Genomic DNA, 26929 nt, shown 5'->3' with positions numbered 1-26929 from the left:
GATGCACGCAGCATCACTTACGAAGGGTTATGGTGGAAACCCCCCCTCGGGCCGGTCCGTCTCCCCCCCACGGACCGGCCCGTTTCTTTTGTGCGCCGGGGGCGCACCGCACCACGGCCGGAACCCTTCGTTCCGCACCCGTGAACGGCCCACGGCGGCAGCGGGGGTAGGCTTCGCCCCCGGGGACTTCCAACGGGCAGGGACCGCCCGCGGCCACGACCGGGCCGCATGTCGCGGCCTGTCCGATCCGTACGGAGGGGCTGACGATCTCGTGAACCTGCGCGACAAGCTGCGCGGCCTGCTGGTCAGGCTGTACGCACGCCGGGTGGAAGGCCACCTGGACCACGCTCAGGTGCCCAAGCACATCGGCGTCATCATGGACGGCAACCGGCGCTGGGCGAAGGCCGCCGGATCCAGCACCGTCGACGGCCACCGGGCCGGGGCCGGGAAGATCGAGGAGTTCCTCGGCTGGTGCACCGAGACCGACGTCGAGGTCGTCACCCTCTGGCTGCTGTCCACGGACAACTTCGACCGGCCGCAGGAGGAGCTCGTCCCACTGCTCGGCATCATCGAGGACGTCGTGCGCACGCTGGCCGCCGACGGCCGCTGGCGCGTGCACCACGTGGGCACGCCCGACCTGCTGCCGTCCGGGATGCAGACGGTCCTCAAGGAGGCCGAGGAGGCCACCGCGCACGTCGACGGGATACTGGTCAACGTCGCCATCGGCTACGGCGGCCGCCAGGAGATCGCCGACGCCGTACGGTCCATGCTGCTCGACGCACAGGACAAGGGCACCTCGATGGAGGAGCTCGCCGAGGCCGTCGACATCGACATGATCGGGCGTCACCTCTACACGAGCGACCAGCCCGACCCCGACCTGGTGATCCGCACCAGCGGCGAGCAGCGGCTGTCCGGATTCATGCTCTGGCAGACCGCGCACTCCGAGTACTACTTCTGTGACGTGTTTTGGCCGGCCTTCCGCAAGGTGGACTTCCTGCGCGCCATGCGCGACTACGCGGCCCGACACCGGCGCTACGGCGGCTGACGTACCCGTCGCGGGGCCTCACGGACGTACGACGTCGCAGGTCGCAACCCCTTCCGGTACCCCTTCGGAGACGCGTGTAACACGGAGTTCACCGACCCGCCGTCATATGCCGTGGCATGGCGACGCTCGTTCGAGGGCATAAGCCAGTCAGGTCGACGCCCGAACCACGGGTGTCGGATCTCAGCGGACGGCACGGGGCCGTCCGCCCGGGAGGCCCTTTGCACCAGCCCGATCGTGCGGTCACAGCACGGACGAAGAGGCGGAGGGCCGGTTCTCGGCCCGCGCAGGGCGGCCGACGACCGGTCCAGCTCCACTCCGTCGCTCCCCGACCTCATCCGAGGGGGTACGTCCTTCCGTGGTGACCAGCACAAAGCGCCACAAGCCCGACCGGCGCACCTATGTTCTCGACACCAGCGTCCTGCTGGCCGACCCGAACGCCCTGAACCGCTTCGACGAGCACGAGGTCGTGCTCCCCATCGTCGTGGTGACGGAACTGGAGGCCAAGCGGAACCATCCCGAACTCGGCTATTTCGCCCGGCAGGCCCTGCGCCTGCTCGACGACTACCGGGTGCGGTACGGCCGCCTCGATGCCCCCATCCCGACCGGGGACCTCGGCGGAACCGTCCGTGTCGAGCTCAACCACTCGGACCCCAGTGTGCTGCCCAGCGGCTACCGCCTGGGGGACAACGACTCCCGCATCCTCGCGGTCGCCCGCAACCTGCAGGCCGAGGGGTTCGACGTCACCGTCGTGTCGAAGGACCTCCCGCTCAGGATCAAGGCGTCCTCCGTCGGACTCCTCGCCGAGGAGTACCGCGCGGAGCTCGCCATCACGGACTCCTCCGGCTGGACCGGAATGTCCGAACTGACCCTGCCCGGCGAGCAGGTGGACATCCTCTTCGAGGAGGGACAGGTCTACGTCCCCGAGGCCGCCGAGCTGCCGGTGCACACGGGTCTGATGATCCAGTCGGAGCGCGGCAAGGCGCTCGGGAGGGTCACGCCCGAGGGCAACGTCCGGGTGGTGCGCGGGGATCGCGAGGCGTTCGGCATCAAGGGGCGCAGCGCCGAGCAGCGGATCGCGCTCGACCTGCTGCTCGACCCGGACGTCGGGATCGTGTCGATGGGTGGCCGCGCCGGCACCGGCAAGTCGGCGCTGGCGCTGTGCGCCGGCCTGGAGGCGGTGCTGGAGCGCCGTCAGCACCAGAAGGTGATGGTCTTCCGTCCGCTGTACGCGGTGGGCGGGCAGGAGCTCGGCTATCTGCCCGGTACCGAGGCGGAGAAGATGAGCCCCTGGGCGCAGGCGGTGTTCGACACGCTGTCGGCGGTCACCAGCCGGGAGGTCATCGAGGAGGTCACCGCGCGCGGGATGCTGGAGGTGCTGCCGCTCACGCACATCCGAGGCCGCTCGCTGCACGACGCGTTCGTGATCGTCGACGAGGCGCAGTCGCTGGAACGGAACGTACTTCTCACCGTTCTGTCCCGGATCGGGGCCAATTCGCGGGTGGTTCTCACCCACGACGTGGCCCAGCGGGACAACCTCAGGGTCGGCCGCTACGACGGTGTCGTCGCCGTCGTGGAGAAACTGAAGGGGCATCCGCTCTTCGCGCATGTGACCCTGACCCGGTCCGAGAGGTCCCAGATCGCTGCCCTTGTGACCGAAATGCTCGAAGACGGGCAGATCTGACCGACCTGCCCCAAGGAGGGGTGGTTACGCGCTAGTTGGCGCCGTCCGGAAAGGCGAAGAGCCTAGCCGGGCGGCGTCTTCGCGTGTGGGCTTTTCTGTGAATCTCCAGCGCCAAACGGGATGTGAGCTTTCACACGCAACTCGGAATTGCCTTGCCCCGTCGGGTTACGGCAGAGTCTCACTCCTGTCAGGCCCCGCATACGACACACCTGTACCCCCAGCGGTACGGCACCACAGAAGCAACAGCGTCAACTGCATAGCGTCGTCGTATGCCGCCCGAGCACCACGCGGCACTCCCCCCGGGGAGTTGCCCACCGGGCCCGCGCCTCCCGTGACCCCGCAGTTGGGGAGGCCAGTGCCAGGGGCACGATTGCGTCCGCGAGGGTCACCGAAGCGGGCGATGCTGGAAGGAAACCGTGTGAGCCGGATCTCGGTCCGGGGATTCGCAGTGGCCTCGGCCACGGCGGTCACCGCTGTCGGAAGCGTCGTCGGCGTTGCCTCGGGCAGCACCGCGCAGAACAACGACGCCGAAGCGACGGCAAGCGGCGCCACGCTGCTCGCGGACATCCCCGCGGGCCAGCAGGCCCAGGTGCAGACCGCGTCCCTGACGCAGCAGGCCGACGCGCAGGCCATCGCAGCGGACGCGAGCGCGAAGAAGGACGCCGAGGAGGCCGCCCGCAAGGCTGCCGCCGAGACGGCCATCGCCAAGAAGGAGGCCGCCGAGAAGGCGGCCAAGGCCGCCAAGGAAGCCCAGGAGCGCGCGGAGGCCAAGGAAGCGGCCAGCCGTTCCAAGGACATCTCCGACTTCCCCGTCGCGACCTCCTACACCATCGCCCAGATCCAGGCGATGGCGCGGCAGATGGTGCCGGCGGGTCAGTTCCAGTGCTTCAGCAACATCGTGGACCACGAGTCCGACTGGAACTACAAGGCGGTCAACCCCTCCTCCGGGGCCTACGGCATGTTCCAGGCGCTGCCCGGTTCCAAGATGTCGTCCGTCGGCGCCGACTGGCGGACCAACCCGGCCACCCAGATCAAGTGGGGCCTGAACTACATGAACGAGCGCTACGGCAGTCCGTGTGACGCCTGGTCGTTCTGGCAGGCCAACAACTGGTACTGAGCCGACCGGCCCCCGGGCCGATCCTCTCCTTTCCGTGAGCCCCGCACCCTCGTACGGTGCGGGGCTCGCGCCATGTACGGTCGGACGCGGACGACTTCGGGCGCAGTGGTGCGCGGAGACGGGGGAAAAGGACGGATCATGTCGCGAGTGCCAGGGTGGCTCGGCCGGCTCGGTGCCGGGCTCACCGAGATGAGCGAGCGGTACAACGAACGTCGTGCCGCGGCCGAACGGGAGAGGGACGACCCCGAGTCCCGGTCCCCGTCCGACGAGCACGTGCCGCCGCCCCCGGACTACGCGCCCGACGTCCCGGCCCGCCCCGATCCCGCGCTCGCCGTGCCGTGGGGGGTGCGCGTCGCGGCCGAGGCCGGCTGGCGGCTGCTCGTCCTCGCGGGCACGCTGTGGGTGCTGATGCGGGTCATCAGCGCCGTCCAGCTCGTGGTGCTCTCCTTCGTCATCGCCCTGCTCATCACGGCGCTGCTGCAGCCGACGGTGGCGCGGCTGCGGCGGCACGGGGTACCGCGCGGGCCGGCCACGGCCCTGACGGCGATCCTCGGGTTCGTCATCATGGGCCTCATCGGCTGGTTCGTGACCTGGCAGGTCATGGAGAACATCGACGACCTCTCGGGCCAGATCCAGGACGGCATCGACGAGTTGCGGAACTGGCTGCTGAACAGCCCGTTCCACGTCACCGACAAGCAGATCAACGAGATCGCCAAGAATCTGCGCGAGGCGGTCGGCGCCAACACCGACCAGATCACCTCGGCGGGGCTGGAGGGCGTGACGGTCGTCGTGGAGGCCCTGACCGGGATCCTGCTGGCGGTCTTCTGCACGCTGTTCCTGCTCTACGACGGCAAGCGGATCTGGCAGTGGACCCTGAAGCTGGTGCCGGCGGCGGCGCGGCCGGGGGTGGCCGGGGCCGGGCCGGCGGCGTGGCGGACGCTGACCGCGTACGTGCGGGGCACGGTGATCGTCGCGCTGATCGACGCGATCTTCATCGGCCTCGGCATCTACTTCCTCGATGTGCCGATGGCCGTGCCGCTGGCCGTGTTCATCTTCCTGTTCGCGTTCATCCCGCTGGTGGGCGCGGTGGTGTCCGGAGCGCTGGCGGTGGTCGTCGCGCTCGTCACCCAGGGGGTGTTCACGGCGGTCATGACGCTGGTGGTCGTGCTGGCGGTGCAGCAGATCGAGGGACACATCCTGCAGCCGTTCATCCTCGGGCGGGCGGTGCGGGTGCATCCGCTGGCGGTGGTGCTGGCGGTGGCCTGCGGCGGGATGGTGGCCGGGATCGGGGGCGCGGTGGTCGCCGTGCCGTTGGTGGCCGTGACGAACACCGTCGCCGGGTATCTGCGAGCGTATTCGCGGGAGTCGGCGTTCAGGCACGCCGTGCGGCCGCGGGGGGCCACGGCCGTGAGCGCGGAGCCCGCGCCGCCCCAGACACCGCCGGAGTAGGGCGGGAAACACGAACAGGGCCCCGTCCACCGGTGGGTGGACAGGGCCCTGCCATGACAGGCCTGTGGCCGAGGGTTACTCGGACAGGACCGCCTCGGCGTCCAGCGTCACGCCGACCGCCTGGATCACGGACGCGATCTTGAACGCCTCCTGGATGACCTCACGGTCGATGCCGGCCTTGCGCAGCACCTGCTCGTGGGAGTCGAGGCACATGCCGCAGCCGTTGATCGCGGAGACCGCGAAGGACCACAGCTCGAAGTCGACCTTGTCGACGCCCGGGTTGCCGATGACGTTCATCCGCAGACCCGCGCGCAGGTTGCCGTACTCGTGGTCCGACAGCAGGTGGCGCGTGCGGTAGAAGACGTTGTTCATCGCCATCACCGCGGCCGCGGACTTGGCGGCGGTGTACGCCTCCGGCGACAGGTTCGCCTTGGCCTCGGGCTCCAGCTCGCGCAGCACGATCGGGGAGCGCGAGGCGATGGCGGTCGCCAGCACGGTGCCCCACAGCTGCTGGGCGGGCAGGTCCGAGTTGCCGATGACCGAGCCCAGGTTGAGCTTCAGGTCCTTGGCGTAGTCCGGTATGCGGGACTTCAGGGAGTCGAGGGACATGCCTCACTCACCAGCCAGCAGCTTGACCGGGTCCAGGGTCTCGTCGCCCTTGGACCAGTTGCAGGGGCACAGCTCGTCCGTCTGGAGCGCGTCCAGGACCCGCAGGACCTCCTTCGGGTTACGGCCGACCGAACCCGCGGTCACCATCGAGAACTGGATCTCGTTGTTCTGGTCCACGATGAACACCGCGCGCTTGGCGAAGCCGTCCTCGTCCTCGATGCCGAGGTCGCGCATCAGCTCGTGCTTGGAGTCGGCCATCATCGGGAACGGCAGGTCGCGCAGGTCGTCGTGGTCCTTGCGCCAGGCGTGGTGGACGAACTCGGAGTCGCCGGAGAAGCCGAGGACCTGGGCGTCGCGGTCGGCGAACTCGTCGTTCAGCTTGCCGAAGGCGGCGATCTCGGTCGGGCACACGAAGGTGAAGTCCTTGGGCCAGGCGAAGATCACCTTCCACTTACCCTCGTAGGTCTTGTGGTTGATCTTCTCGAACTCCTTGCCCTTCTCCAGCGAGACGCAGGCGGTCAGTTCGAACTCGGGGAACTTGTCACCGACAGTGAGCACACGCTCTCCTTGCAGCGAAGAAACACCCGGATTGCGGGTGTTTCCCATGGGTTGGACGGTGTTGATGTTGGCACAGGCTCGATTGATTACGGAAATAGCTACACTCGGTCGAGTTGATCGGAGGTAGTTATCAGTGACTGTGGGTAATAAGCGCAGGCAGCCGAGTCTCGCCCAGCTGCGTGCCTTCGCCGCCGTCGCCGAGCACCTGCACTTCCGGGACGCCGCCGGGGCGATCGGCATGAGCCAGCCCGCCCTCTCGGGCGCCGTCTCGGCACTGGAGGAGACACTCGGAGTGACGCTCCTGGAGCGTACGACGCGCAAGGTACTGCTCTCACCCGAGGGCGAGCGGATCGCCGTACGGGCCAAGGCGGTGCTGGGGGAGGTGGGCGCCCTGATGGAGGAGGCCGAGGCGGTGCGCGCGCCGTTCACGGGAGTGCTGCGGCTGGGGGTCATCCCGACCGTGGCGCCCTACCTGCTGCCCACCGTCCTGCGGCTCGTCCACGACCGGTATCCGCACCTCGACCTCCAGGTGCACGAGGAGCAGACCGCCAACCTGCTCGACGGCCTGGCCGGCGGGCGGCTCGACCTGCTGCTGCTCGCCGTGCCCCTGGGCGTGCCGGGCGTGGCCGAACTGCCGCTCTTCGACGAGGACTTCGTGCTCGTCACCCCGCTCGACCACTGGCTCGGCGGACGCGAGGGCATTCCGCGTGAGGCGCTGCGCGAGCTGAACCTGCTGCTGCTGGACGAGGGGCACTGCCTGCGCGACCAGGCCCTCGACATCTGCCGGGAGGCCGGCCGCGACGACGTGCCCGTCACCACGACCGCCGCCGGGCTGTCCACGCTGGTGCAGCTGGTCGCGGGCGGCCTCGGTGTCACGCTGCTGCCGCGCACCGCCGTCAAGGTCGAGACGTCCCGCAGCAACCAGCTCCTCACCGGGTACTTCGCCGACCCGGCCCCCACCCGCCGGATCGCGCTGGCGATGCGGGCGGGGGCCGCGCGCGGCGCGGAGTACGAGGAGCTGGCGGCCGCCCTGCGGCAGGCGCTGCGGCCGCTGCCGGTGCGGGTCGTCGACCAGGACGCCTGACGGTCCGTACGGAGACCTATTCCGTCCGCAGCCCGTCCGGCCGCATCAGCTTCAGCAGCGGCGGCAGACTCAGCAGCGTCACCACGAGGACGACGCCCGCGCCGATGCCGGTCATCGACAGCACACTCGGCCAGTCCACCCGGACCGACGTGTTGGTCATCCGCAGCAGGACCGCGCCCAGGGCGATGCCCACCGTCGCGGCGAGCAGCAGACCCAGGCCGATCGGGATCGCCGTCTGCCACAGCACCGACAGGCTCAGGGTGCGGCGCCGGGTGCCGAAGGCGACCAGCGACGACAGCAGCTTGCGGCGCTCGCGCAACTGCTCCAGCTGCGAGACCAGCATGCTCGCCCCGATCAGCGCCAGGACACACGCCGCTCCGACGGACAGGCCCGTGCGGATGGCGGCGTAGCGGTCGTTGCTCTCGATGCTGCGCCAGGTCATCGGCTGGACCGTCGGGTCGATCCGCGCGGCGGTGTTGCGCACGTGGTCGTAGGCGTCCGGCACCGAGGGGTCCACGCTCAGGAAGAGCCGCGTGGAAACGAACGCTCCGAGCTTCTCGGGCAGTGCGCCGGGGGTGATCAGGATGCCGCCGCGCTCGTATCCCGTGGGGTCCTCGCGGGACTCGGCCCGTCGGATGTCGTGCGGCACGGTCCAGGAGACCGCGCGGTCGCCGGGGCGGCCGGAGTCGTCCGATTCGGCCCACAGGGTCGTGCCGGGCTTCGCCAGGCGCTCGCTGTCGCCTTCGTACTCCGAGCCCTTGACCGCGAAGACGTCACCGTCGCGGCAGTCGCGGAGCGTCGCCACTTCGCGCAGCGAGGCGCAGTCGGCCACGGTGACCTGGATGAGGGTCTCCGCCTCGCCGCGCCGGTCGCCGAGATGGATGTCGGACAGGGCGGTGACCTTGCGCATGCCCTCGGTGTCGCGGTACTTCGCGATGGTGGCCGCGGTATCGGTGCGGTCCTCCACGTCCACGCTCATCTGGGCCCGGGAGACGTCGTACTCCGACGCCCTGGTGTAGGTGCCCTCGACCCCGGCGAACAGCATCTGCAGCGCGATCGCCCCGGCCACCGCCACCGCGATGCCGTTGACCATGCGAGCCGCCACGCCGCTGCTCAACTGGAGCCTGCGCACGGCCAGTTGCCAGGCAACCCCGCCCGAGCCGAGCCGGGCGACGACCGTCTCCACGACCCAGGGAAGCAGCGCCGTGACGCCGATCAGGAGCAGCATCACGCCGCCGACGACCAGGTACTGGTTGAAGTTCCCGCCGTCGTCGCCCTGCCCGACCATCGGGTAGAGCAGCGCCAGCCCGCCCAGCGGCAGCAGCAGCCGCCACCACAGCCGGCGCCGCGCGGGCCTGGCCGTGCGCACCACGCCGAGGGGCTCGATGACCACCCCCCGCAGGGCGAGGATCGTCACGAGGACCGCGGCCGTCGGCACCGCCAGCGCGACCAGTACGGCCAGCAGGGGAGAGGGGTTCAGATAGCTCGGGAACACGCTGATCCGGAACACCTCGGCGGACGCCGCCAGTTGCCGTCCGAGCAGGAAGAACCCGGTGCCGAGGACGAGCCCCAGCACGGACCCGGCGAGGGCCTCGCCGGCGGCGATGCGCCGGGTCATCCGGCTGTCGGAGCCGACCAGCCGCAGCGCCGCCAGCCTGCGGTCGCGCTGCTCGCCGCCGAACCGCACGGCCGCGGCGATGAACACGGCGACCGGCATCAGCAGCACGACGAAGACGACGAGGACCAGCAGGATCAGCACCGGATCCCACGGGTCCGACGACGTCAGGTCCGGGTTGCCGAAGCTGTCGATACGGGCCCCGCCGGCGGGGCCCGCCAATCGCTCCATGAGCCCCTTGCCGCCCGCGTAGTACGCGAGTTCCTGCGAGCCGACGAGGCCCTGTTCGCCGATGGTGCCCGAGATCCGGTAGGGCAGCCGCTCTCGCAGCAGCTTCCCGTCGTCGGAGGCGAGGAGTTCCTTGAGCGCGGGGGAGACGACCATCTCGCCGTCCGCCGGGAACGCCGCGACTCCCGGCGGACGCGGAGCCTTGGCGCCCTCCGGCTCCAGCAGGCGCCCGCGGACGTCGCGGTCCCGGTACGTGGTGTCCGCGTCCACGACGACCAGGGTGTTGTCGGCCCTGGGCAGCTCCTGCTGGCCGAAGGTGTGGTCGCTGCGCGCCTCCTCCCGCCGGTCCCGTTCCGCCAGCGCGTTCGGGATGGCGGTGGTGAGCAGCAGCAGCGCCACGCCGAGTCCGACGCCGACGGCCGTGAGCAGCGCCCGGGTCCACCCCTCGCGCCCGCCCGCGAAGGCGAACCGGGCCCCCATGGCCAGATCCCGGCCCCACTGCCTCGCACTCATACGACGCGCTCCATGTCCCGGGACCTGCCGTCCCGTACGACGATCTCGCGGTCGGAGTAGGCGGCCACGCGGGCCTCGTGCGTGACGAGCACCACGGCCGTGTTGGCGGACCGGGCGGCGTCCGTGAGGAGTTCCATCACGCGCTCGCCGTTGAACGAGTCGAGCGCGCCGGTCGGCTCGTCGGCGAACACCACGCGCGGGTTCGTCACCAGCGAACGGGCGACGGCGACCCGCTGCCCCTGGCCGCCGGACACCTCCCCGGGCCGCTTCTTGCGCAGGTCGTCGACCTCCAGCCGCTCCATCCACGCCAGCGCGGTCCGCTCGGCCTCCTTGCGGGAGGATCCGCTCAGGCGGAGCGGGAGCGCGACGTTCTCCACGCAGGTGAGTTCCGGCACGAGCTGCCCGAACTGGAAGACGAACCCGAACGCGGAGCGCCGCAGCGCGCTGCGCTCGGCGTCGCTCATCGCGGTCACCTCCCGCCCGTCGTACGTGATCGAGCCCGAGTCGGGCGTGACGATCCCGGCGAGGCAGTGCAGCAGGGTCGACTTGCCCGACCCGGAGGGGCCCATCACGGCGACGACCTCGCCCGGGTGGATGGAGAACTCGGCACCGTCGAGCGCGGTGGTCGGCCCGTACGCCTTGCGCAGGTCCCGGGCGACGAGGAGCGAACCGGCGGGAGCGGTCATCGGGCCACCGCCTCACGGAGCTTGTCCAGTCGGGCCGCGGTCAGCTCCAGCCAGCGCAGGTCCGCCTCCAGGTGGAACAGGGCGTGGTCGCAGATGAGCTGGTCGGCGAGGTCGCCCTTGCGCTTGCGGTCGGTGAGGATCCGCATGCTGCGCAGGTGCTCCGAGCGCTGGCCGTCGAGGATGTCGGCGGCGTCCCGGTGGGTGAGGAGTGCGAGGACGACCTTGGTGTAGAGGGTCGACTGGAGGTACGGCTCCGGCTTCTCGGGCGTGGCGAGCCAGCGCTCGACGTCGGTGATGCCGGCCTCGGTGATCGCGTACCGCTTGCGCTCGGGCCCGCCGCCCGCCTCGATGCCGTCGACTTCGACGAGCCCGTTCTTCAGCAGCCGCGACATCGTCGAGTAGACCTGGCCGTAGTGCAGCGGCCGGTCATGACCGAACTTCTCGTCGAAGGCCCGCTTCAGGTCGTAACCGTGCCGCGGGCCGGACTCCAGGAGCCCCAGGAGAGTGTGACCGATGGACATGAGCAGGACTGTACACGGGGTGTATACGCGGCATGTATACGCCGAGTGTGCAGTTCATGGCGGGCCGTGCAGGGGTGCAGGTCGGGGGCTGTTGTCACGGTTCCGCAACAGGCTAGGGCTCCGGGTCGCGGGGTGGGCGTCCGCGCCGGGGCAGCGGCCCCGTCTCCCGCGGCAGCCGCCCGGCCTCGGCCAGTGCCTTCCGCAGCAGGAACTCGATCTGCGCGTTGGCCGAGCGCAGTTCGTCCCCGGCCCACCGCGCCAGCGCCTCGTACACCGCCGGGTCCAGCCGCAGCAGCACCTGCTTGCGCTGCTGCTGCGGCCGGCGCTGTGAACCCGGGCCCTCGGGCGGCACCGTCACTGGTACAGGGACCCGGTGTTGAGGACCGGCTGCGCGGCGCGGTCGCCGCACAGCACCACCATCAGGTTGGAGACCATCGTCGCCTTCCGCTCAGAGTCCAGCTCCGCGATGTCCCGCTCGGTGATCCGGGCGATCGCGGCCTCGACCATGCCCACCGCCCCGTCCACGATCTGCCGCCGGGCCGCGACCACCGCGCCGGCCTGCTGCCGCTGGAGCATCGCCGAGGCGATCTCGGGGGCGTAGGCGAGGTGCGTGAACCGCGACTCGATGATCTGCACGCCGGCCGCCTCCACGCGCGCGTGCAGTTCGACGGCGAGCTTCTCGGTGATCTCCTCGGCGTTGCCGCGCAGCGAGAGGCCGTCCTCCTCGTGGGCGTCGTAGGGGTACTCGATGGCGATGTGCCGCACGGCCGCCTCGGTCTGCGTGGAGACGAACTCGATGTAGTCGTCCACCTCGAAGGTCGCCTGGGCGGTGTCCTCGACGCGCCACACCACGACCGCGGCCAGCTCGATCGGGTTGCCGTAGGCGTCGTTGACCTTCAGGACGGCCGTCTCGTGGTTGCGGACGCGCGTCGAGATCTTCGTGCGCGAGGTGAGCGGGTTCACCCAGCGCAGGCCGTCCTGGCGGATCGTGCCCCGGTACCGGCCGAAGAGCTGGACGACCCGGGCCTCGCCGGGCGCCACCATGTTCAGCCCGCACATGGCCAGGAACGCCGCGAGCGCGACCAGGATGCCGCCGATGATCAGGCCCGCCTTGGCGCCGGTCGCGTCCACCGCCGTGGCGGCGGCGATCAGTCCGGCGCCGGCCAGCAGTCCGACCAGGCCGAGCAGCAGGGCGAGCCCGCCGCCGATGCTGTGCGCGGCGAACTCCCGTACCCGGGGCGCCGGCATCTCGGGCACGTCGGCGGTGACCTGCGGTTGGTGTGCGGACATGGGTGATCCCCCGTTCCTCGCGGGAAGCCACTCGTGCATAGCTTCCATCTATCTAAGTGATATCACTTTTCCCCGTCCTGGCAACCCTGCGGGTGCCTCGTACGTCGGTTCCGTTGGGATGGGTGCTGATTGTCACGTCCGGAAAGGGCCGGATCGGCAGCCCTTTCTCTTATCGCCCGGTGTTAGCTTTCTGAGCTGACCTGAGCGGCGAACCTGTGTGACACATGAGCACACACGAACGAAGCGGAGCGGATCGGACCGATGGGACGAGCGGAAGAGAGACGCGCCCGACAGCGCGGTGGGCGCCGGGCGGCACCCAGGCGCCGCCGTTCGTCGGGCGCTGCCGGGAAGGGCGGCATACGCAGGCTCTTCACCTGGAAGAAGATCCTCGGCACGTTCTTCGGCCTGTGCCTGCTGGGCATGGGCGCCTTCATCGTGCTGTACATGGTGATCGACATCCCCGAGGGGAACGCCGACGCCAAGTGGCAGAGCAACGTCTACAAGTACAGCGACGGCACGCTCCTGGCCCGCACAGGTGACCGCAACCGCGAGATCGTGGACCTGGGCAAGATCCCCAAGCCCGTCCAGAAGACCTTCGTCGCCGCCGAGAACAAGACCTTCTACAAGGACGCCGGTGTCGACCTGAAGGGCACCGCCCGCGGCCTGTTGAACACGGTCGCCGGCAAGGGCGCCCAGGGTGGTTCCACCATCACCCAGCAGTACGTCAAGAACTACTACCTGACGCAGGAACAGACCGTCTCGCGCAAGCTGAAGGAACTGGTCATCTCGCTGAAGCTGGACCGGGAGAAGTCCAAGGACTACATCCTGGCCGGCTACATCAACACCAGCTACTACGGCCGCGGCGCCTACGGCATCCAGGCCGCCGCCCAGGCCTACTACCAGGTCGACGCGCAGGACCTCTCCGTCGAGCAGGGCGCCTACCTCGCCGCGCTGCTCCAGGCGCCGAACCAGTACGACTGGGCGATCGCCAGCGACGAGGGCAAGAGGCTGGTGCGGGCCCGCTGGAACTACGTCCTCGACAACATGGTCGAGGAGGGCTGGCTGAGCAAGGGCAAGCGCGACGCCATGACGTTCCCGGTGCCGAAGGAGCCCAAGAACGACCCCAGCCTGGAGGGCCAGACCGGCTACCTGGTGAAGGCGGCCGACGCCGCGCTGGAGAAGCAGCTGGTCGCCCAGGGCACCGCCGATGACCTGAAGACGGCGCAAGCGATGGTCGACCAGGGGGGCTGGACCGTCACCCTGAACATCGACAAGAAGAAGCAGGCGGCCCTGGAGAAGGCCGTCAAGAGGCAGCTGGACAGCAAGCTGGACCCGAAGAAGCGGTCGGTGGACGCGGACGTCCAGGCCGGCGCCGCCTCCGTGAACCCGAAGACGGGCGCGGTCGTCGCGATGTACGGCGGCAAGGACTACCTGCGGCACTACGTCAACAACGCGACCCGCACGGACTACCAGCCCGCCTCCACCTTCAAGCCGGTCATCCTGGCCGCCGCCCTGGAGGAGAACGCCGAGACCCAGGACGGCAGGCCGATCAGGGCGAGCACGGTCTACGACGGCACGAGCAAGCGGCCGGTCGTCGACAACGGCACCAAGGTCGGGTTCGCCCCGGAGAACGAGGACGACCGGAGCTACGGGAAGGTCACCGTCCAGCGGGCGATGAACGATTCCATCAACTCCGTCTTCGCGCAGATGGGCGTCGACGTCGGCATGCCCGAGGTCGTGAAGGTCGCCGGCAGGCTCGGCATGGACACCGAGAACATGGAGGCCGTGCCCGCGCAGACGCTCGGCACCATGGGCGCGAGCCCGCTGCAGATGGCCGGCGTCTACGCGACCCTCGACAACCACGGCCGGAAGGTCACCCCGGCGCTCGTGAAGTCGGTCGAGCACAACACCCGGACGGTCACCTTCCCCGACCCGGTCGGCGAGCAGGTCATCAGCCGCGAGGCCGCCGACACGGTCACCTCGGTGCTGACCGGCGTGGTCGACGACGGTACGGCCAAGAGCTCCGTGCAGGGCAACGCCGCGCGGGACGGACAGCAGGTCGCGGGCAAGACGGGTACCTCCGACGACAACAAGTCGGCCTGGTTCACCGGCTACACGCCCGACCTGGTCACGTCGGTCGGCCTGTTCGGCGAGGACGACAAGCCGCCGCACGCGCAGGTCCCGATGTACAAGGCGGGCGGTGAGCCCCGGGTCAACGGTGGTGGTTTCCCGGCGCGGATCTGGGCGGCGTACATGTTCGGCGTGACGGCCCCGGACACCGAGTTCGATCTGGAGACGGACCAGGGAGCGGCCGTCCAGCCGACCTGGACCCCGACTCCGACGCGGGAGCCGACCACGCGGGCGCCGTCCCCGACGCCGACGACACGGACCCCGTCGCCGACGCCGACCACGCAGAGCCCGTCGCCGACGCCGACCACGCAGGCGCCGTCCCCGACGCCGACGACCGGCCGGCCCTCGATACCACCGACGGCCGGGCCGACGGACGGCGGCAGCCTGGAGCCGCCGGGATTCGGCGACGACGAGTAGCGGCGGTGCAGCCCGCCGGCGACGGAAAAGGACCGCCCCCCCGACGAAACTCCGGGGGGCGGTCCTGTGCTGTCCGCCGTCACACGCCGGGGACGGTCAGCCGCGGTTGAGCTCGAACCACACGACCTTGCCCGTGCTGAGCCGGGTCGCGCCCCAGCGCCGGGCCAGCCGGTTCACCAGGTACAGCCCGCGTCCGCCCTCGTCGGTCGCGCGGGCCTGGCGCAGCCGCGGCAGCTGCGGGACGTCGTCGCCCACCTCGCAGCGCAGCACGTCCGTGCGCAGCAGCCGCAGGGTGACCGGCCGGGACGCGTACCGCACGGCGTTCGTCACGACCTCGCTGACCAGCAGCTCCACGGAGTCGCTGAGCTCCTCCAGGCCCCAGCGCTGCAACGCGCGCCGGGCCAGCCGGCGGGCCCGGCCGGGGGCGGCGTCCTCCGGCTCCAGGAACCAGTACGCCACGTCACTGGGCGCGATCCCGTCGAAGCGGGCGGCGAGCAGCGCGATGTCGTCGTCCCGGTCGCCCGGGCCGAGCATGTCGAGCACCTCGTCGCACAGCGCCTCCAGGGGCGGCGGATGGTCGGGCCCGGTGAGCTGCGCGGTCGCGGCGAGCTTCTCCCGCAGCTGCTCGATGCCGGTCCACACGTCCCGAAGGCGCGACTCGACCAGGCCGTCGGTGTACAGCAGCAGGGTCGCCCCGGCGGGCGCGTCCAGCTCCACCGCCTCGAAGTCGACGCCGCCGACCCCGATGGGGGCACCGGCCGGCACGCGCAGCACCTCGGCGCGGCCGCCCAGGTGGAGCAGGACGGGCGGCGGGTGACCGGCGTTGGCGATCGTGATGCGGTGCGATACCGGGTCGTAGACGGCGTAGAGGCAGGTCGCCATGCGGTCCACGCCGAGGCGCTGGGCCTGTTCGTCGAGGTGGTGCAGGACCTCCTGCGGCGGCAGGTCGAGGCCCGCGAGCGTCTGGGCCGTCGTGCGCAGCTGGCCCATGATGGCGGCCGACGTCATGGAGTGGCCCATCACGTCACCGACGACCAGGGCGACCCGGCTGCCCGGCAGCGGGATCGCGTCGTACCAGTCGCCGCCGACCCGGGCCGTCTCCGCGGCCGGCAGGTAGCGGGAGGCGAGCCGCACGCCCGTCGGGCGGGGCAGCGTCTCGGGCAGCATGGTGCGCTGCAGCTCGTCCGCGATGTAGGCCTCGCGGCCGTAGAGCACGGCCTTGTCGATGCCGAGCGCGCTGTGCGTGGCGAGCTGCGCGGCCACCAGCAGGTCGTCCGGCTCGAAGGCGATGCGCTCGGGACGGCGCAGGAAAAGGGCGGCGCCGATGACCCGGCGCCGGCCGCGCAGCGGCGCGAGGATCGCGCGCTGTCCGTCCGGTACGCCGAACTCGCCGCCTTCGCCGAGCAGCTCGGGCAGCGCCGCGCGGGCCGCGGGCGCGTCGGTGAAAACCGGGCGCACGCCCCGCAGGACCTCGGCGAGCGCGCTGCCCGGCCGCACCTCGCACAGCTCGGCGCCGACCGTGTCCAGCTCGTTCGGCTCGGGTTGCGCGGCCGGCAGGAAGCCGTTCTCGGTGTCGCGCTCCGCCGGTATCCGATCGGTGCGGCGCAGCCGCAGCACGAGCGGGCCGGTGGGCCGCTCGTCGCCGACCGGCAGCGGGTCGCGCAGATAGACCAGGATCGCGTCGGAGAAGGTGGGCACGGTGGCCCGGCACAGCCCCATCACGATCTCGTCGAGGTCGATGCCGCGGGCGATCCGCCGGGTGGCGGCACCGACGAACCTGAGCCGGTCGCCGTCCCGCCGCATGGGCGTGGGCCGGCCCGGCGGGAGGCTCTGGCCGGAGCGGCGCTCCTGCCCGTCGGCGCTCGGCGCCTGCCGGTCCTGTTCGTCGGCCGGCTGCAGCGGAATGTGCTCGGGGGCGGGGCGCGGCCGAGGGGTGTCGCGCTCGGCGGTCTGCTCGGCACCCGGCTGGGAGTGCTCGGAGGCGGGGTCGCTCACGGTGTCCTTGCCCTTGCCGAACGGCGTGGAGGTGCCCGGCTCCGACGTGCCCGGCGAGAGGTGCGCCGTCGTGACCGGGGCGGTGACTTCGCCGCAGGAGCGGCTCTGTGCCGGTAAGGCGCCCGCGCCGGGCGCACGCGCCGGTGTCGAGGTATGCACGAGCGCCCCGCGGGGGTCCGCGGGGTCGACGCCCGGCTGGGGGCGCTCGAAGGAGGTCGGCTGCTCCGTCACGCGTGTCGAATCCATCCGTCCGGGGCTGCGCGCCGCGCGCGCAGTTGGTCCCGCCGAAACTCCGATACCCGGAATACGTGCCCCAGGAACGGAATTCCCGCGTGGTCAGAGGTTGTTCCTGTGCCACCGGCGGACCGTCTGCGGCCCGCGGGGCCTGTGGCGCAGGCCCTGCCGGTGTTGCCCTCGTACCCCTCGCTCACGTCCTGCCGCCCCTCGGTGACGATCGGTCAAGCTCAGCGCGTGCTCCGGTAGTTGCCGCCGCGCGCCCTTGCGGAGGACGATCCTACGTTTCTTGCCCGGGGGCGCATCAAGGGTCTCATGAGGACAGATGCGCGGGCGTACGATCCCAGTCCTCCGGCAGTGACGGTACCCCCCAGGACGGATCCGGGCGCCAGTCCTGCCAGCCATCCGAGAACGGCGGCCCCCAGGCGCGGATCACCTCCACCGCGGCCCGCCCGGCCGTCCGCACCTTTTCGACCTGTTGGTCGTCCATCAGCCCGTCCCTCCGGGCCTGGGCGAACTCGTCCTCGTCGCGCCAGTGCCAACTGCGGTCGGGATGCACCGAGATGTCCAGGAAATGGTCCTCCGAGTCGACGCCGCCCGCCCAACGGGTCAGCGGCTCCTCCAGGTTCACGTACCAGTTCTTGAACAGCCAGCCCGGTTCCCAGAACAGCCAGACCGACCAGGGCTCGCCGGGGCGGGCCAGCTTCAGCACGCCCGTGCCGAACCACCGGTCGCGCTGCACGGCCCGCGGCTTGGTGTAGCGCGTCCGAAGCGGCTCCTGGTGCACGGGGGTGCCGTCGGCGAGCACGGGCTTCACACACTCGGTGCCGGGCGCCAGCCACACGGCGAGCAGATCCGCGTCGTCCCGTACGACGGTGACGGGGCGCGCGATGTGGATGTGTGTGCCGCCGTTCTCCCGGTACCGCCACAGGATCCGGCTCCCGGGTGCCCAGAAGCCCGCCGCACCACCCGTTTCCACGCGTCTCACCGCTCCACCGTCTGCCATGCACAGATATTAGGTGCCGTAGGCATACGACGCTGCGGCGCGTGTCACGGTTCACGCGCCGGGCGTACGTGCGCCACGAGACGTCACGGATGCGTCATCCGCAGGACATCCAGCGCCTCGTCGAGCTGCTCCCGGGTCAGGTCCCCGCGCTCCACGTACCCGCTGTCCAGGACGACCTGACGGATCGTCTTCCGCTCGGCGAGCGCCTTCTTGGCGATCTTCGCGGCCTCCTCGTACCCGATGTACTTGTTGAGCGGCGTCACGACGGAGGGGGAGGACTCGGCGTACTCCCGCGCGCGCTCGCGGTTCGCGGTGATGCCGTCGACGGTGCGGTCGGCGAGCAGCCGCGTCACGTTGGCCAGCAGCCGGACCGACTCCAGCACGTTCTTCGCGATGACCGGCAGCATCACGTTGAGCTCGAAGTTCCCGGCGGCGCCCGCGGTGGCGACGGTGGCGTCGTTGCCGACGACCTGGGCGGCGACCATGAGCACGGCCTCCGGGATGACCGGGTTCACCTTGCCCGGCATGATCGAGGAGCCGGGCTGGAGGTCAGGCAGGGCGATCTCGGCGAGGCCGGTGCGCGGCCCGGAGGACATCCATCGCAGGTCGTTGGCGATCTTCGTCAGGCCGACGGCGATGGTCCGCAGCTGCCCGCTGGTCTCGACGATGCCGTCCCTGGCGCCCTGCGCCTCGAAGTGGTCCCGCGCCTCGGTGAGGGGCAGCCCGGTGGCGCGGGCGACCTCCTCGATGACGGCGGCGGAGAAGCCGGGCGGGGTGTTGATGCCGGTGCCGACGGCCGTACCGCCGAGGGGGAGTTCGGCGAGCCGGGGGAGGGAGGCCTCCAGCCGCTCGATCCCGTACCGCACCTGGGCGGCGTACCCGCCGAACTCCTGCCCCAGCGTCACGGGCGTGGCGTCCATCAGGTGGGTCCGCCCCGACTTCACGACGTCGGAGAACTCCTCCGCCTTGCGCTCCAGGGAGGCGGCGAGATGGTCCAGGGCGGGGATCAGATCGCGGGTCACGGCCGCGGTGGCGGCGATGTGGATCGACGAGGGAAACACGTCGTTGGACGACTGGGAGGCGTTGACGTGGTCGTTCGGGTGCACGGGGCGCCCGAGCCGCTCGGTGGCCAGAGTGGCGATGACCTCGTTGGTGTTCATGTTGGACGAGGTCCCGGACCCGGTCTGGAACACGTCGACGGGGAAGTGCTCGTCCCACGAGCCCTCGGCGACCTCCCCGGCCGCCTCCTGGATCGCCTGGGCGACGTCCTTGTCCAGGACCCCCAGCTCGGCGTTGACCTTGGCCGCCGCGCCCTTGATGCGGGCGAGGGCCTCGATGTGGGCGCGCTCGATGCGCTGCCCGGAGACGGGGAAGTTCTCCACCGCCCGCTGGGTCTGCGCACGCCACTTGGCGTGGGCGGGCACCCGCACCTCGCCCATGGAGTCGTGCTCGGTGCGGTACTCGGTCCTGTCCTGCTCGTCGGTCATCGACGATCACCTCCACGTGTCACAGCGTCAGCGCCGCGACCACTGTTCCCCGTGGAGGCGAATCGTCACCGCCCTTCTCAGGCGAGTCCGGGACCGCGTACCGGAATGGACGTGAACGTCGGCGCCGGCGCCGGGTCCTGGAAGAAGTCGTTGCCCTTGTCGTCCACGACGATGAACGCCGGGAAGTCCTCGACCTCGATCTTCCAGACCGCCTCCATGCCGAGTTCCTCGTACTCGACGACCTCGACCTTCTTGATGCAGTCCTGGGCGAGGCGCGCGGCCGGGCCGCCGATGGAGCCCAGGTAGAAGCCGCCGTGGGAAGCGCACGCGTCGGTGACCTGCTTGCTGCGGTTGCCCTTGGCCAGCATCACCTTGGAGCCGCCCGCCGCCTGGAACTGCTCCACGTAGGAGTCCATCCGGCCGGCCGTGGTCGGGCCGAAAGAGCCCGACGCGTAGCCCTCCGGCGTCTTGGCCGGGCCCGCGTAGTACACCGGGTGGTCCTTCAGGTACTGCGGCATCTCCTCGCCCGCGTCCAGCCGCTCCTTGATCTTGGCGTGCGCGATGTCGCGCGCCACGACCAGCGGGCCGGTCAGCGACAGCCGGGTCTTCACCGGGTACTTGGTGAGCTCCGCGAGGATCGTCTCCATCGGCTGGTTGAGGTCGATCTTGACGACGTCCGAGGACTCGTCGAGGTGCTCGTCCGTCGTCTCCGGCAGGAACCGCGCCGGGTCCGTCTCCAGCTGCTCCAGGAAGACGCCCTCGGCGGTGATCTTCGCGACGGCCTGGCGGTCGGCGGAGCAGGAGACGGCGATGGCGACGGGGCAGGAGGCGCCGTGCCGGGGCAGGCGCACCACGCGCACGTCGTGGCAGAAGTACTTGCCGCCGAACTGCGCGCCGATGCCGATCTTCTGCGTCAGCTCGAAGACCTTCTGCTCCAGCTCCTTGTCCCGGAAGCCGTGCCCCAGCTCGGAGCCCTCGGCCGGGATCTCGTCCAGGTAGTGCGCGGAGGCGTACTTCGCCGTCTTCAGCGCGTACTCGGCGCTCGTACCGCCGACCACGATCGCCAGGTGGTAGGGCGGGCAGGCGGCCGTGCCCAGCGAACGGATCTTCTCCTCCAGGAACTTCATCATGGAGGCCTCGTTCAGGACGGCCTTCGTCTCCTGGTACAGGAACGACTTGTTGGCCGAGCCGCCGCCCTTCGCCATGAACAGGAACTTGTAGGCGCCGCCGTCGGTCGCGTACAGCTCGATCTGCGCGGGGAGGTTGGAGCCGGTGTTCTTCTCCTCCCACATGGTGAGCGGGGCCATCTGCGAGTAGCGCAGGTTCAGGTTCTTGTACGCGTCGTAGATGCCGCGGCTCAGGGCCTCCTCGTCGCGGCCCCGCGTCAGCACGTTCTGCCCGCGCTTGCCCATCACGATCGCCGTGCCCGTGTCCTGGCACATGGGGAGCACGCCCGCCGCCGCGATGTTCGCGTTCTTCAGCAGGTCCAGCGCCACGAACTTGTCGTTGCTCGACGCCTCGGGGTCGTCGATGATGCGGCGCAGCTGCGCGAGGTGGGCCGGGCGCAGGTAGTGCTGGATGTCGTGGATGGCCTCCTCGGCGAGCTTGCGCAGCGCCTCCGGCTCCACCTGGAGGAAGGTCCGTCCGTCCGGCCCCTCGACCGTGGAGACACCCTCGGAGGTCACCAGGCGGTACGGCGTGGTGTCCTCTCCCTGGGGGAGCAGATCGGTGTACGCGAACTCAGGCATCTCGCCCATTCCTCACTCGACAGACGGCGGCCCGCCTCCATCGGCGAGCGCCCACCAGATTAGAACCCCGGCGGTGGCCGTGAGCTTGTGAGGTAAGGCTCAGTTCGTCACAGTCGGCCGCGATGCGGGGGTGGCGCTGGGGGTGTCGCGATCTATCGTGTTTCGGTACGCTGCTGTCGTGGACCTTCAGAAGCAGGACCTTCAGAAGCAGGATCTTCAGAAGCAGCAGGGCGCACCCACCGCCTCCGAGTTCCGTGCCTCCGACGCCGAGCGCGACCGGATCGCCGACATCCTGCACGACGCCCTCGCCGAGGGCCGTCTCACCGCGGACGAGCACGCCGAGCGCGTCGAGGGGGTGCTGCGCGCCAAGACGGTCGGTGAGCTGGAGGTCTTCATACGGGACCTGCCAGCGGCCCACCACCGGGGCCCCGGCCAGGCCCCCAGCCCGGCCCCGCACCGCCCCACGGCCGGCGCCATCCCCATCGAACCGGACGACACCGTCGTCGCGGTCTTCAGCGGCGCCGTCCGCAAGGGCCGCTGGCGCGCGGGCCGCCGGATCCACGCCTACGCGATCTTCGGCAGCGTCGAGATCGACCTCAGCGAGGCCCTCTTCGACCACCAGCAGGTCGTGATCAAGTCCTTCGCGATCTTCGGCAGCGTCGACATCCGCGTCCCGGAGAACGTGTCGCTGCGCGGCATGGGCGGCGGCGTGCTCGGCAGCTTCGAGGTCGACACCCTCGACTCGGGCGAACCGGAGGCCCCGGTCGTCTACGTCGACGGCTGGGCCGTCCTGGGCAGCGTCGAGGCCCGACCCCGGCGCGGCAAGGTCGTCGCCGACATCCTGGACCGGGTGCAGCGCAAGGTCGACAAGAGTTTGCGCAAACACCTGGGGCATTGACAGTCGCGAATCCCTCGAAAGCGACGGATCGGAACTCAGTGCATAGGCGCGCGCACAGCGGGTAGGCCTTGCTGCATCGTCTCTCGCTCGCGAAGCCGTCGTCAGGAGTAGACCGTGCTGCAACCGCCGCATTCGTCCCTGCAGGTAGCTGCCGTTCCGGCCCCGCGGGTGCCAGCACGAGACAGGGACCAGGACGCCCCGTGGCACACCGAGGCGGTGTGCCGGCGTGACGAGGCCGGCCTGTTCTTCGCCCCCTCCAAGGAGCCCACGGCCGCCCGGCTCTCCCGGGAAGAGGCGGCGAAACGGGTCTGCGCCCGCTGTCCGGTCATGGTCGAATGCCGCGAGCACGCCCTGCTCCAGCCGGAACCCTACGGCGTCTGGGGCGGCCTCACCGCCGCCGAGCGCCGCGTGGTCCTGGCCCGGCGCCGCCGCCGCGACCTGGAGCTGAAGAAGACGGCCCGCTCGGCGAACCGCATAGCGGCGGCCGGCTGACAGGACGAGATGCGCGAAAGGGCGTCCCCACCGCACCGGGGACGCCCTTTCTTGCAGGGGGCGCGGAGCTGGGTCGCGCGCTACTTCACTTCCCCTTGTCGAAGTCGATCGCGCTGTACGCCCGGAGCTTGGACAGCCGGTGCTCCGAATCGATCCTGCGCACCGTGCCCGACCGGGACCGCATCACGATCGAGTCGGTCGTGGCGGTCTCCGCCCGGTACCGAACCCCTCGCAGCAGCTCCCCGTCCGTGATCCCCGTCGCCACGAAGAACACGTTCTCCCCGGTCACCAGGTCCTCCGTGGTCAGCACCCGGTCGAGGTCGTGCCCCGCGTCGATCGCCCGCTGCCGCTCCTCGTCGTCCTTCGGCCACAGCTTGCCCTGGATCGTGCCGCCCAGGCACTTCACCGCACAGGCCGAGATGATGCCCTCGGGCGTACCGCCGATGCCGAGCAGCAGATCGACCCCGGTGCCCTCCCGCAGCGCCAGGATCGAGCCGGCCACGTCACCGTCGGAGATCAGCTTGATGCGCGCGCCGGTGTCCCGGATCTCCTTGATGATGCCCTCGTGCCGCGGCCGGTCCAGGATCACCACGGTGACGTCCTCCGGCGCGGACCGCTTGGCCTTGGCGACCCGGCGGATGTTCACCGACACCGGCGCGTTGATGTCGACGAAGTCGGCCGCCTCGGGCCCGGTGACCAGCTTGTCCATGTAGAAGACGGCGGAGGGGTCGAACATCGACCCGCGCTCGGCGGCGGCCAGCACCGCGATCGCGTTCGTCATGCCCTTGGCGGTCAGCGTCGTGCCGTCGATCGGGTCCACGGCGATGTCGCACTCGGGCCCGGTCCCGTCGCCCACGCGCTCCCCGTTGAACAACATCGGGGCCTCGTCCTTCTCGCCCTCGCCGATGACGACCACGCCGTTCATCGAGACGGTGGAGACGAGGGTCCGCATGGCACGGACCGCGGCGCCGTCGGCGCCGTTCTTGTCACCGCGTCCGACCCAGCGGCCCGCGGCCATCGCCGCCGCCTCGGTCACCCGGACCAGCTCCAGGGCGAGGTTGCGGTCGGGGGCCTCGGAGGGCACATCGAGTTCGGACGGCAAGTGATGATGCTCGGTCATCGGAGCGCACCTTTCTGTACGACGACGGCCGGATGAGGGCTTTGTCGCCCGACTCTATCGCCGAGCCCGCAAAATGAGCAGGGGCCCCCACGGATGAGCGCGGCGGAGACCTGCGACGATAGGGGGCGTGGCAGGCACGAACGGCAAGCAGAAGACGGCGCGGGACATGATCCTCTCGATGGGGGTCATCGTCCTCGTGGCGGGCGTCATATACCTCTTCATCCCCCACGACGACAGCCCGCCCGACCTCAAGCGCGTCGACTACCGGGTCGAGCTGCTCACGGCACGCCGCGCCGCCCCGTACCCCGTCGCCGCACCCCAGGGGCTGCCCGACACCTGGAAGGCCACCTCCGTCCGCTACCAGGCCGACGAGTTCGACACCTGGCACCTCGGCTTCCACGACCCCGAAGGGGAGTACGTGGCGGTCGAGCAGTCCACTCAGCGGCGGCCCGTCTTCCTCGACGAGGCCACGCAGGGTGCCCGGGAGACCGGGAAGACGGAGAAGATCGACGGCCGGACGTGGACCCGCTGGGAGGGCGGCCGGTACGACGCGCTGGTCCTGGAGGGCACCAAGGGCTCGACCACGGTCGTCACGGGCACGGCGTCGTTCGCGCAGCTGACGAGGATGGCGGAGGCGCTGGAGACGAAGTGACCGCGCACGAGGAAGGCCCCCGGCGTATGTGCCGGGGGCCTTCCTCGTGTCCGTGGCTCGGACGGTGTCCGTGGCTCAGACGGTCGTGACGACCTGCTCGAACTCCAGGCGCGGGGAGCGCGGGAACCAGGCGTCCGGGCCCGGCCGGCCGATGTTGACGACCATCAGCGGGGTGTGGTCGTCGTCCAGGAACTCCTTGCGGATGCCCTCCAGGTCGGCGCCCGTCATGGGACCGGCGGCCAGACCGGCGGCGCGGACACCGATGATGAAGTAGGCGGCCTGCAGCGCGGCGTTCAGCGCGGCGGCGCTCTCGCGGGCCGGGCGCTCGGCGAAGAAGGCGTCCTTGGCCTGCGGGAAGGCCGGGAACAGGTGCGGCAGCTCCTCGTGGAACTCGTTGTCCGCGGAGAGGATGGCGACCAGCGGGGCGGCGGCCGTCTTGGGCTGGTTGCCCTCGGCCATGTGCTGCACCAGGCGCTCACGGGCCTCGGGGGAGCGGACCAGGGTGATGCGCAGGGGGGTCTGGTTGAAGGCGGTCGGGCCGTACTTGACCAGGTCGTAGATCGCCTGCACCTGCTCGTCGGTCACCGGCTCGTCGGTGAAGGTGTTGGCGGTGCGGGCCTCGCGGAAGAGCAGGTCCTGGGCGGCGGGGTCAAGAACGAGAGACATGAGCGGAACCTTCTGGGGACGTACGTCGGATCCGGGGAACCGGACCGGCTGACGTCCTCGACCGTACGTCAATGAAGTTCAACGTTCAACCATATCCAGGGTGTGGTGATCCACCTCACAGTGAGTCACCTGTGATCCCGTAATTCCGGCGGAGCTACTCGGCGTCCTCGTCGTCCGCGGCCTCCTCCGCCAGCGCCGCGTCCAGCCGCGCCCGGGCCCCGTCCAGCCAGCGCCGGCACACCTTGGCCAGCTCCTCGCCCCGCTCCCAGAGCGCGAGGGACTCCTCCAGCGTCGTACCGCCCGCCTCCAGACGGCGGACGACCTCGATCAGCTCATCCCGCGCCTGCTCGTACCCGAGCGCCTCGGCCGTGCCCGGCGTCTCATCAACCTCGCTGGTCATCCACCCACCCTATGTGTCCACTCGTACGGAGAACTCACCCTCGGAGACCCGCGCGCGCAGGGCCTCACCGGCCTCGACCTCGCCCGGGTCGCGGACGGCGTGCCCGTCGGCCTTCTGCAGCACGGCGTACCCGCGCTTCAGGGTCGCGGCGGGGGAGAGGGCCACCACGCGCGCGTGCGTGTGCGTCAGCTCGGAGTCGGCCCGGTCCAACTGGTGCCGCAGGCAGCGCCGGCCCCGGTCGAGCAGCTCCGCCACGTGGTCGGCGCGTTCGTCGATCATCCGGTGCGGATCCTCTATCGACGGCCGCGCGAGCGCGTGGGCCAGCCCCCGCTCCTCGCGCTCCACCAGGGCAGCCACGCACCGCCGCGCCCGGTCCCGCAGCAGCCGCACCCGCTCGTACTCCTCGCCGACGTCCGGTACGACCTTCTTGGCGGCGTCGGTCGGCGTGGAGGCGCGCAGGTCGGCGACGTGATCGAGGAGCGGATTGTCGGGCTCGTGCCCGATCGCGGACACCACGGGCGTACGACACTGGGCGACGGTCCGGATCAGCTGCTCGTCGGAGAACGGCAGCAGGTCCTCCACGCTGCCGCCGCCCCGGGCGACGATGATCACGTCGACGTCGTCGATCGCGTCCAGCTCCTTCACGGCCTGCACGACCTGCGGCACGGCGTGCACGCCCTGAACGGCGACGTTGCGCACCTCGAAGCGGACGGCGGGCCAGCGGTGCCGGGCGTTCTCCAGCACGTCCCGCTCCGCGGCCGAGGCCCGCCCGCAGACCAGCCCGATCAGCTGTGGCAGGAACGGCAGTGGCTTCTTGCGCTCCGGCGCGAACAGGCCCTCCCGCGCGAGGGCCTTCTTCAGCTGCTCCAGCCGCGCGAGCAGCTCCCCGACCCCGACGGGCCTTATCTCGGCGGCCCGCAGCGACAACTGCCCTCGCGGGGCGTACCACTCGGGCTTCGCGAGGACGACGACCCGGGCGCCCTCGCTGACCACGTCCGCGACGGCGTCGAACACCTGCCGGTAGCAGGTCACGCTGACGGAGATGTCGTACGAGGGGTCCCGCAGCGTCAGGAACACCACGCCCGCGCCCGGCCGCCGCGACAACTGCGTGATCTGTCCCTCGACCCACACCGCCCCGAGCCGGTCGATCCACCCCCCGATGAGCCGTGACACCTCGCCGACGGGCAGCGGGGATTCCGGAGTCGTGTTCACAGCCATGCCCGCGAGCGTAGTGGCCACCACCGACAATGCCGATCAGCCGCCGCGTCCCGCCCGACACCCTCCGGTG

At 70.6% G+C, this 26929-nt stretch carries 24 protein-coding genes; 9 read left to right on the top strand and 15 right to left on the bottom strand.

Features of this window, described 5'->3' with window-relative positions; translation table 11 throughout:
- Positions 1–271 precede the first annotated feature (271 nt).
- The 4 genes from ACSUPV_RS14505 (at position 272) to ACSUPV_RS14490 (ending at position 5292) form a co-directional block, all read left to right on the top strand.
- Positions 272–1045, top strand: coding sequence for an isoprenyl transferase (locus ACSUPV_RS14505; RefSeq protein ID WP_031119696.1), 774 nt, complete (start codon positions 272–274; stop codon positions 1043–1045).
- Positions 1046–1400: 355 nt separating this feature from the next.
- On the top strand, positions 1401–2726 hold the full coding sequence (locus tag ACSUPV_RS14500; protein ID WP_031119695.1) for a PhoH family protein: 1326 nt from the start codon (positions 1401–1403) through the stop codon (positions 2724–2726).
- Between the two features lie 418 nt (positions 2727–3144).
- Positions 3145–3843 carry a transglycosylase SLT domain-containing protein gene (locus ACSUPV_RS14495; protein WP_037757660.1) on the top strand — a complete coding sequence of 233 codons (699 nt, stop codon included), beginning with the start codon at positions 3145–3147 and terminating at the stop codon, positions 3841–3843.
- 138 nt (positions 3844–3981) lie between these two features.
- A complete protein-coding gene (locus ACSUPV_RS14490; protein WP_051648277.1) occupies positions 3982–5292 on the top strand; it encodes an AI-2E family transporter in 1311 nt (436 codons plus the stop codon).
- Between the two features lie 75 nt (positions 5293–5367).
- On the opposite strand, the gene ACSUPV_RS14485 is transcribed toward ACSUPV_RS14490, so the two are convergent.
- On the bottom strand, positions 5368–5901 hold the full coding sequence (locus ACSUPV_RS14485) for an alkyl hydroperoxide reductase (protein WP_031119692.1): 534 nt from the start codon (positions 5899–5901) through the stop codon (positions 5368–5370).
- A 3-nt stretch (positions 5902–5904) separates the two neighbouring features.
- Positions 5905–6459, bottom strand: a complete 555-nt coding sequence (locus tag ACSUPV_RS14480; RefSeq protein ID WP_031119691.1) for a peroxiredoxin — start codon at positions 6457–6459, stop codon at positions 5905–5907.
- Between the two features lie 133 nt (positions 6460–6592).
- On the opposite strand from ACSUPV_RS14480, the gene ACSUPV_RS14475 reads away from it, so the two are divergent.
- A complete protein-coding gene (locus ACSUPV_RS14475) occupies positions 6593–7543 on the top strand; it encodes a LysR substrate-binding domain-containing protein (RefSeq protein ID WP_359787536.1) in 951 nt (316 codons plus the stop codon).
- 16 nt (positions 7544–7559) lie between these two features.
- On the opposite strand, the gene ACSUPV_RS14470 is transcribed toward ACSUPV_RS14475, so the two are convergent.
- The 5 genes from ACSUPV_RS14470 to ACSUPV_RS14450 form a co-directional block, all read right to left on the bottom strand.
- Positions 7560–9899: an ABC transporter permease gene (locus tag ACSUPV_RS14470; protein WP_031119689.1), complete on the bottom strand. Its 2340-nt coding sequence runs from the start codon at positions 9897–9899 to the stop codon at positions 7560–7562.
- Positions 9896–10585 carry an ABC transporter ATP-binding protein gene (locus tag ACSUPV_RS14465; protein WP_031119688.1) on the bottom strand — a complete coding sequence of 230 codons (690 nt, stop codon included), beginning with the start codon at positions 10583–10585 and terminating at the stop codon, positions 9896–9898. The genes ACSUPV_RS14470 and ACSUPV_RS14465 overlap by 4 nt, the downstream gene beginning before the upstream one ends.
- Positions 10582–11106 (bottom strand): PadR family transcriptional regulator, encoded by a 525-nt coding sequence (locus ACSUPV_RS14460; protein WP_031119687.1) that lies wholly within the window; start codon positions 11104–11106, stop codon positions 10582–10584. Before ACSUPV_RS14460 ends, ACSUPV_RS14465 begins: the two co-directional genes overlap by 4 nt.
- A gap of 112 nt (positions 11107–11218) precedes the next feature.
- Entirely contained in the window at positions 11219–11464 is a 246-nt protein-coding gene (locus tag ACSUPV_RS14455; RefSeq protein WP_031119686.1) for a hypothetical protein, read from the bottom strand.
- Positions 11461–12396: an SPFH domain-containing protein gene (locus ACSUPV_RS14450; RefSeq protein ID WP_436947614.1), complete on the bottom strand. Its 936-nt coding sequence runs from the start codon at positions 12394–12396 to the stop codon at positions 11461–11463. The genes ACSUPV_RS14455 and ACSUPV_RS14450 overlap by 4 nt, the downstream gene beginning before the upstream one ends.
- Before the next feature lie 261 nt (positions 12397–12657).
- Between ACSUPV_RS14450 and ACSUPV_RS14445 the strand changes: the two genes are divergently transcribed.
- Positions 12658–14943, top strand: a complete 2286-nt coding sequence (locus ACSUPV_RS14445; protein ID WP_359787530.1) for a transglycosylase domain-containing protein — start codon at positions 12658–12660, stop codon at positions 14941–14943.
- Between the two features lie 96 nt (positions 14944–15039).
- Here ACSUPV_RS14445 and ACSUPV_RS14440 read toward each other — a convergent pair whose 3' ends face one another.
- The 4 genes from ACSUPV_RS14440 to ACSUPV_RS14425 form a co-directional block, all read right to left on the bottom strand.
- Complete coding sequence (locus tag ACSUPV_RS14440; protein ID WP_037757668.1) at positions 15040–17184, bottom strand: SpoIIE family protein phosphatase; 2145 nt, start codon at positions 17182–17184, stop codon at positions 15040–15042.
- 301 nt (positions 17185–17485) lie between these two features.
- A complete protein-coding gene (gene fomD / locus ACSUPV_RS14435) occupies positions 17486–18178 on the bottom strand; it encodes a cytidylyl-2-hydroxypropylphosphonate hydrolase (protein WP_031119682.1) in 693 nt (230 codons plus the stop codon).
- An 83-nt stretch (positions 18179–18261) separates the two neighbouring features.
- Positions 18262–19665, bottom strand: a complete 1404-nt coding sequence (locus tag ACSUPV_RS14430) for a class II fumarate hydratase (protein ID WP_436947613.1) — start codon at positions 19663–19665, stop codon at positions 18262–18264.
- A 77-nt stretch (positions 19666–19742) separates the two neighbouring features.
- A complete protein-coding gene (locus ACSUPV_RS14425) occupies positions 19743–21413 on the bottom strand; it encodes a fumarate hydratase (protein WP_037757854.1) in 1671 nt (556 codons plus the stop codon).
- A 178-nt stretch (positions 21414–21591) separates the two neighbouring features.
- Here ACSUPV_RS14425 and ACSUPV_RS14420 point away from each other — a divergent pair, with 178 nt between their 5' ends.
- Positions 21592–22311, top strand: a complete 720-nt coding sequence (locus tag ACSUPV_RS14420; RefSeq protein WP_031119679.1) for a DUF1707 and DUF2154 domain-containing protein — start codon at positions 21592–21594, stop codon at positions 22309–22311.
- Positions 22312–22425: 114 nt separating this feature from the next.
- Positions 22426–22803, top strand: coding sequence for a WhiB family transcriptional regulator (locus ACSUPV_RS14415; RefSeq protein WP_031119678.1), 378 nt, complete (start codon positions 22426–22428; stop codon positions 22801–22803).
- A gap of 85 nt (positions 22804–22888) precedes the next feature.
- Here ACSUPV_RS14415 and glpX read toward each other — a convergent pair whose 3' ends face one another.
- Entirely contained in the window at positions 22889–23923 is a 1035-nt protein-coding gene (gene glpX, locus ACSUPV_RS14410) for a class II fructose-bisphosphatase (protein WP_031119677.1), read from the bottom strand.
- A gap of 127 nt (positions 23924–24050) precedes the next feature.
- Between glpX and ACSUPV_RS14405 the strand changes: the two genes are divergently transcribed.
- Positions 24051–24575, top strand: a complete 525-nt coding sequence (locus tag ACSUPV_RS14405) for a DUF4245 domain-containing protein (RefSeq protein WP_436947612.1) — start codon at positions 24051–24053, stop codon at positions 24573–24575.
- A 75-nt stretch (positions 24576–24650) separates the two neighbouring features.
- On the opposite strand, the gene ACSUPV_RS14400 is transcribed toward ACSUPV_RS14405, so the two are convergent.
- From ACSUPV_RS14400 to xseA, 3 genes are all read right to left on the bottom strand, one after another.
- Positions 24651–25241: a malonic semialdehyde reductase gene (locus ACSUPV_RS14400; protein ID WP_031119675.1), complete on the bottom strand. Its 591-nt coding sequence runs from the start codon at positions 25239–25241 to the stop codon at positions 24651–24653.
- Positions 25242–25395: 154 nt separating this feature from the next.
- Complete coding sequence (locus ACSUPV_RS14395; protein WP_031119674.1) at positions 25396–25641, bottom strand: exodeoxyribonuclease VII small subunit; 246 nt, start codon at positions 25639–25641, stop codon at positions 25396–25398.
- Between the two features lie 9 nt (positions 25642–25650).
- Positions 25651–26859, bottom strand: a complete 1209-nt coding sequence (xseA, locus tag ACSUPV_RS14390; protein ID WP_037757677.1) for an exodeoxyribonuclease VII large subunit — start codon at positions 26857–26859, stop codon at positions 25651–25653.
- Positions 26860–26929 lie beyond the last annotated feature (70 nt).

The sequence above is a fragment of the Streptomyces sp. SudanB52_2052 genome (assembly GCF_964272415.1).
Lineage (GTDB): Bacteria > Actinomycetota > Actinomycetes > Streptomycetales > Streptomycetaceae > Streptomyces > Streptomyces olindensis.
Note: the sequence above shows the minus strand (reverse complement) of the source record. Positions and strands in the feature narration are given on the sequence as shown.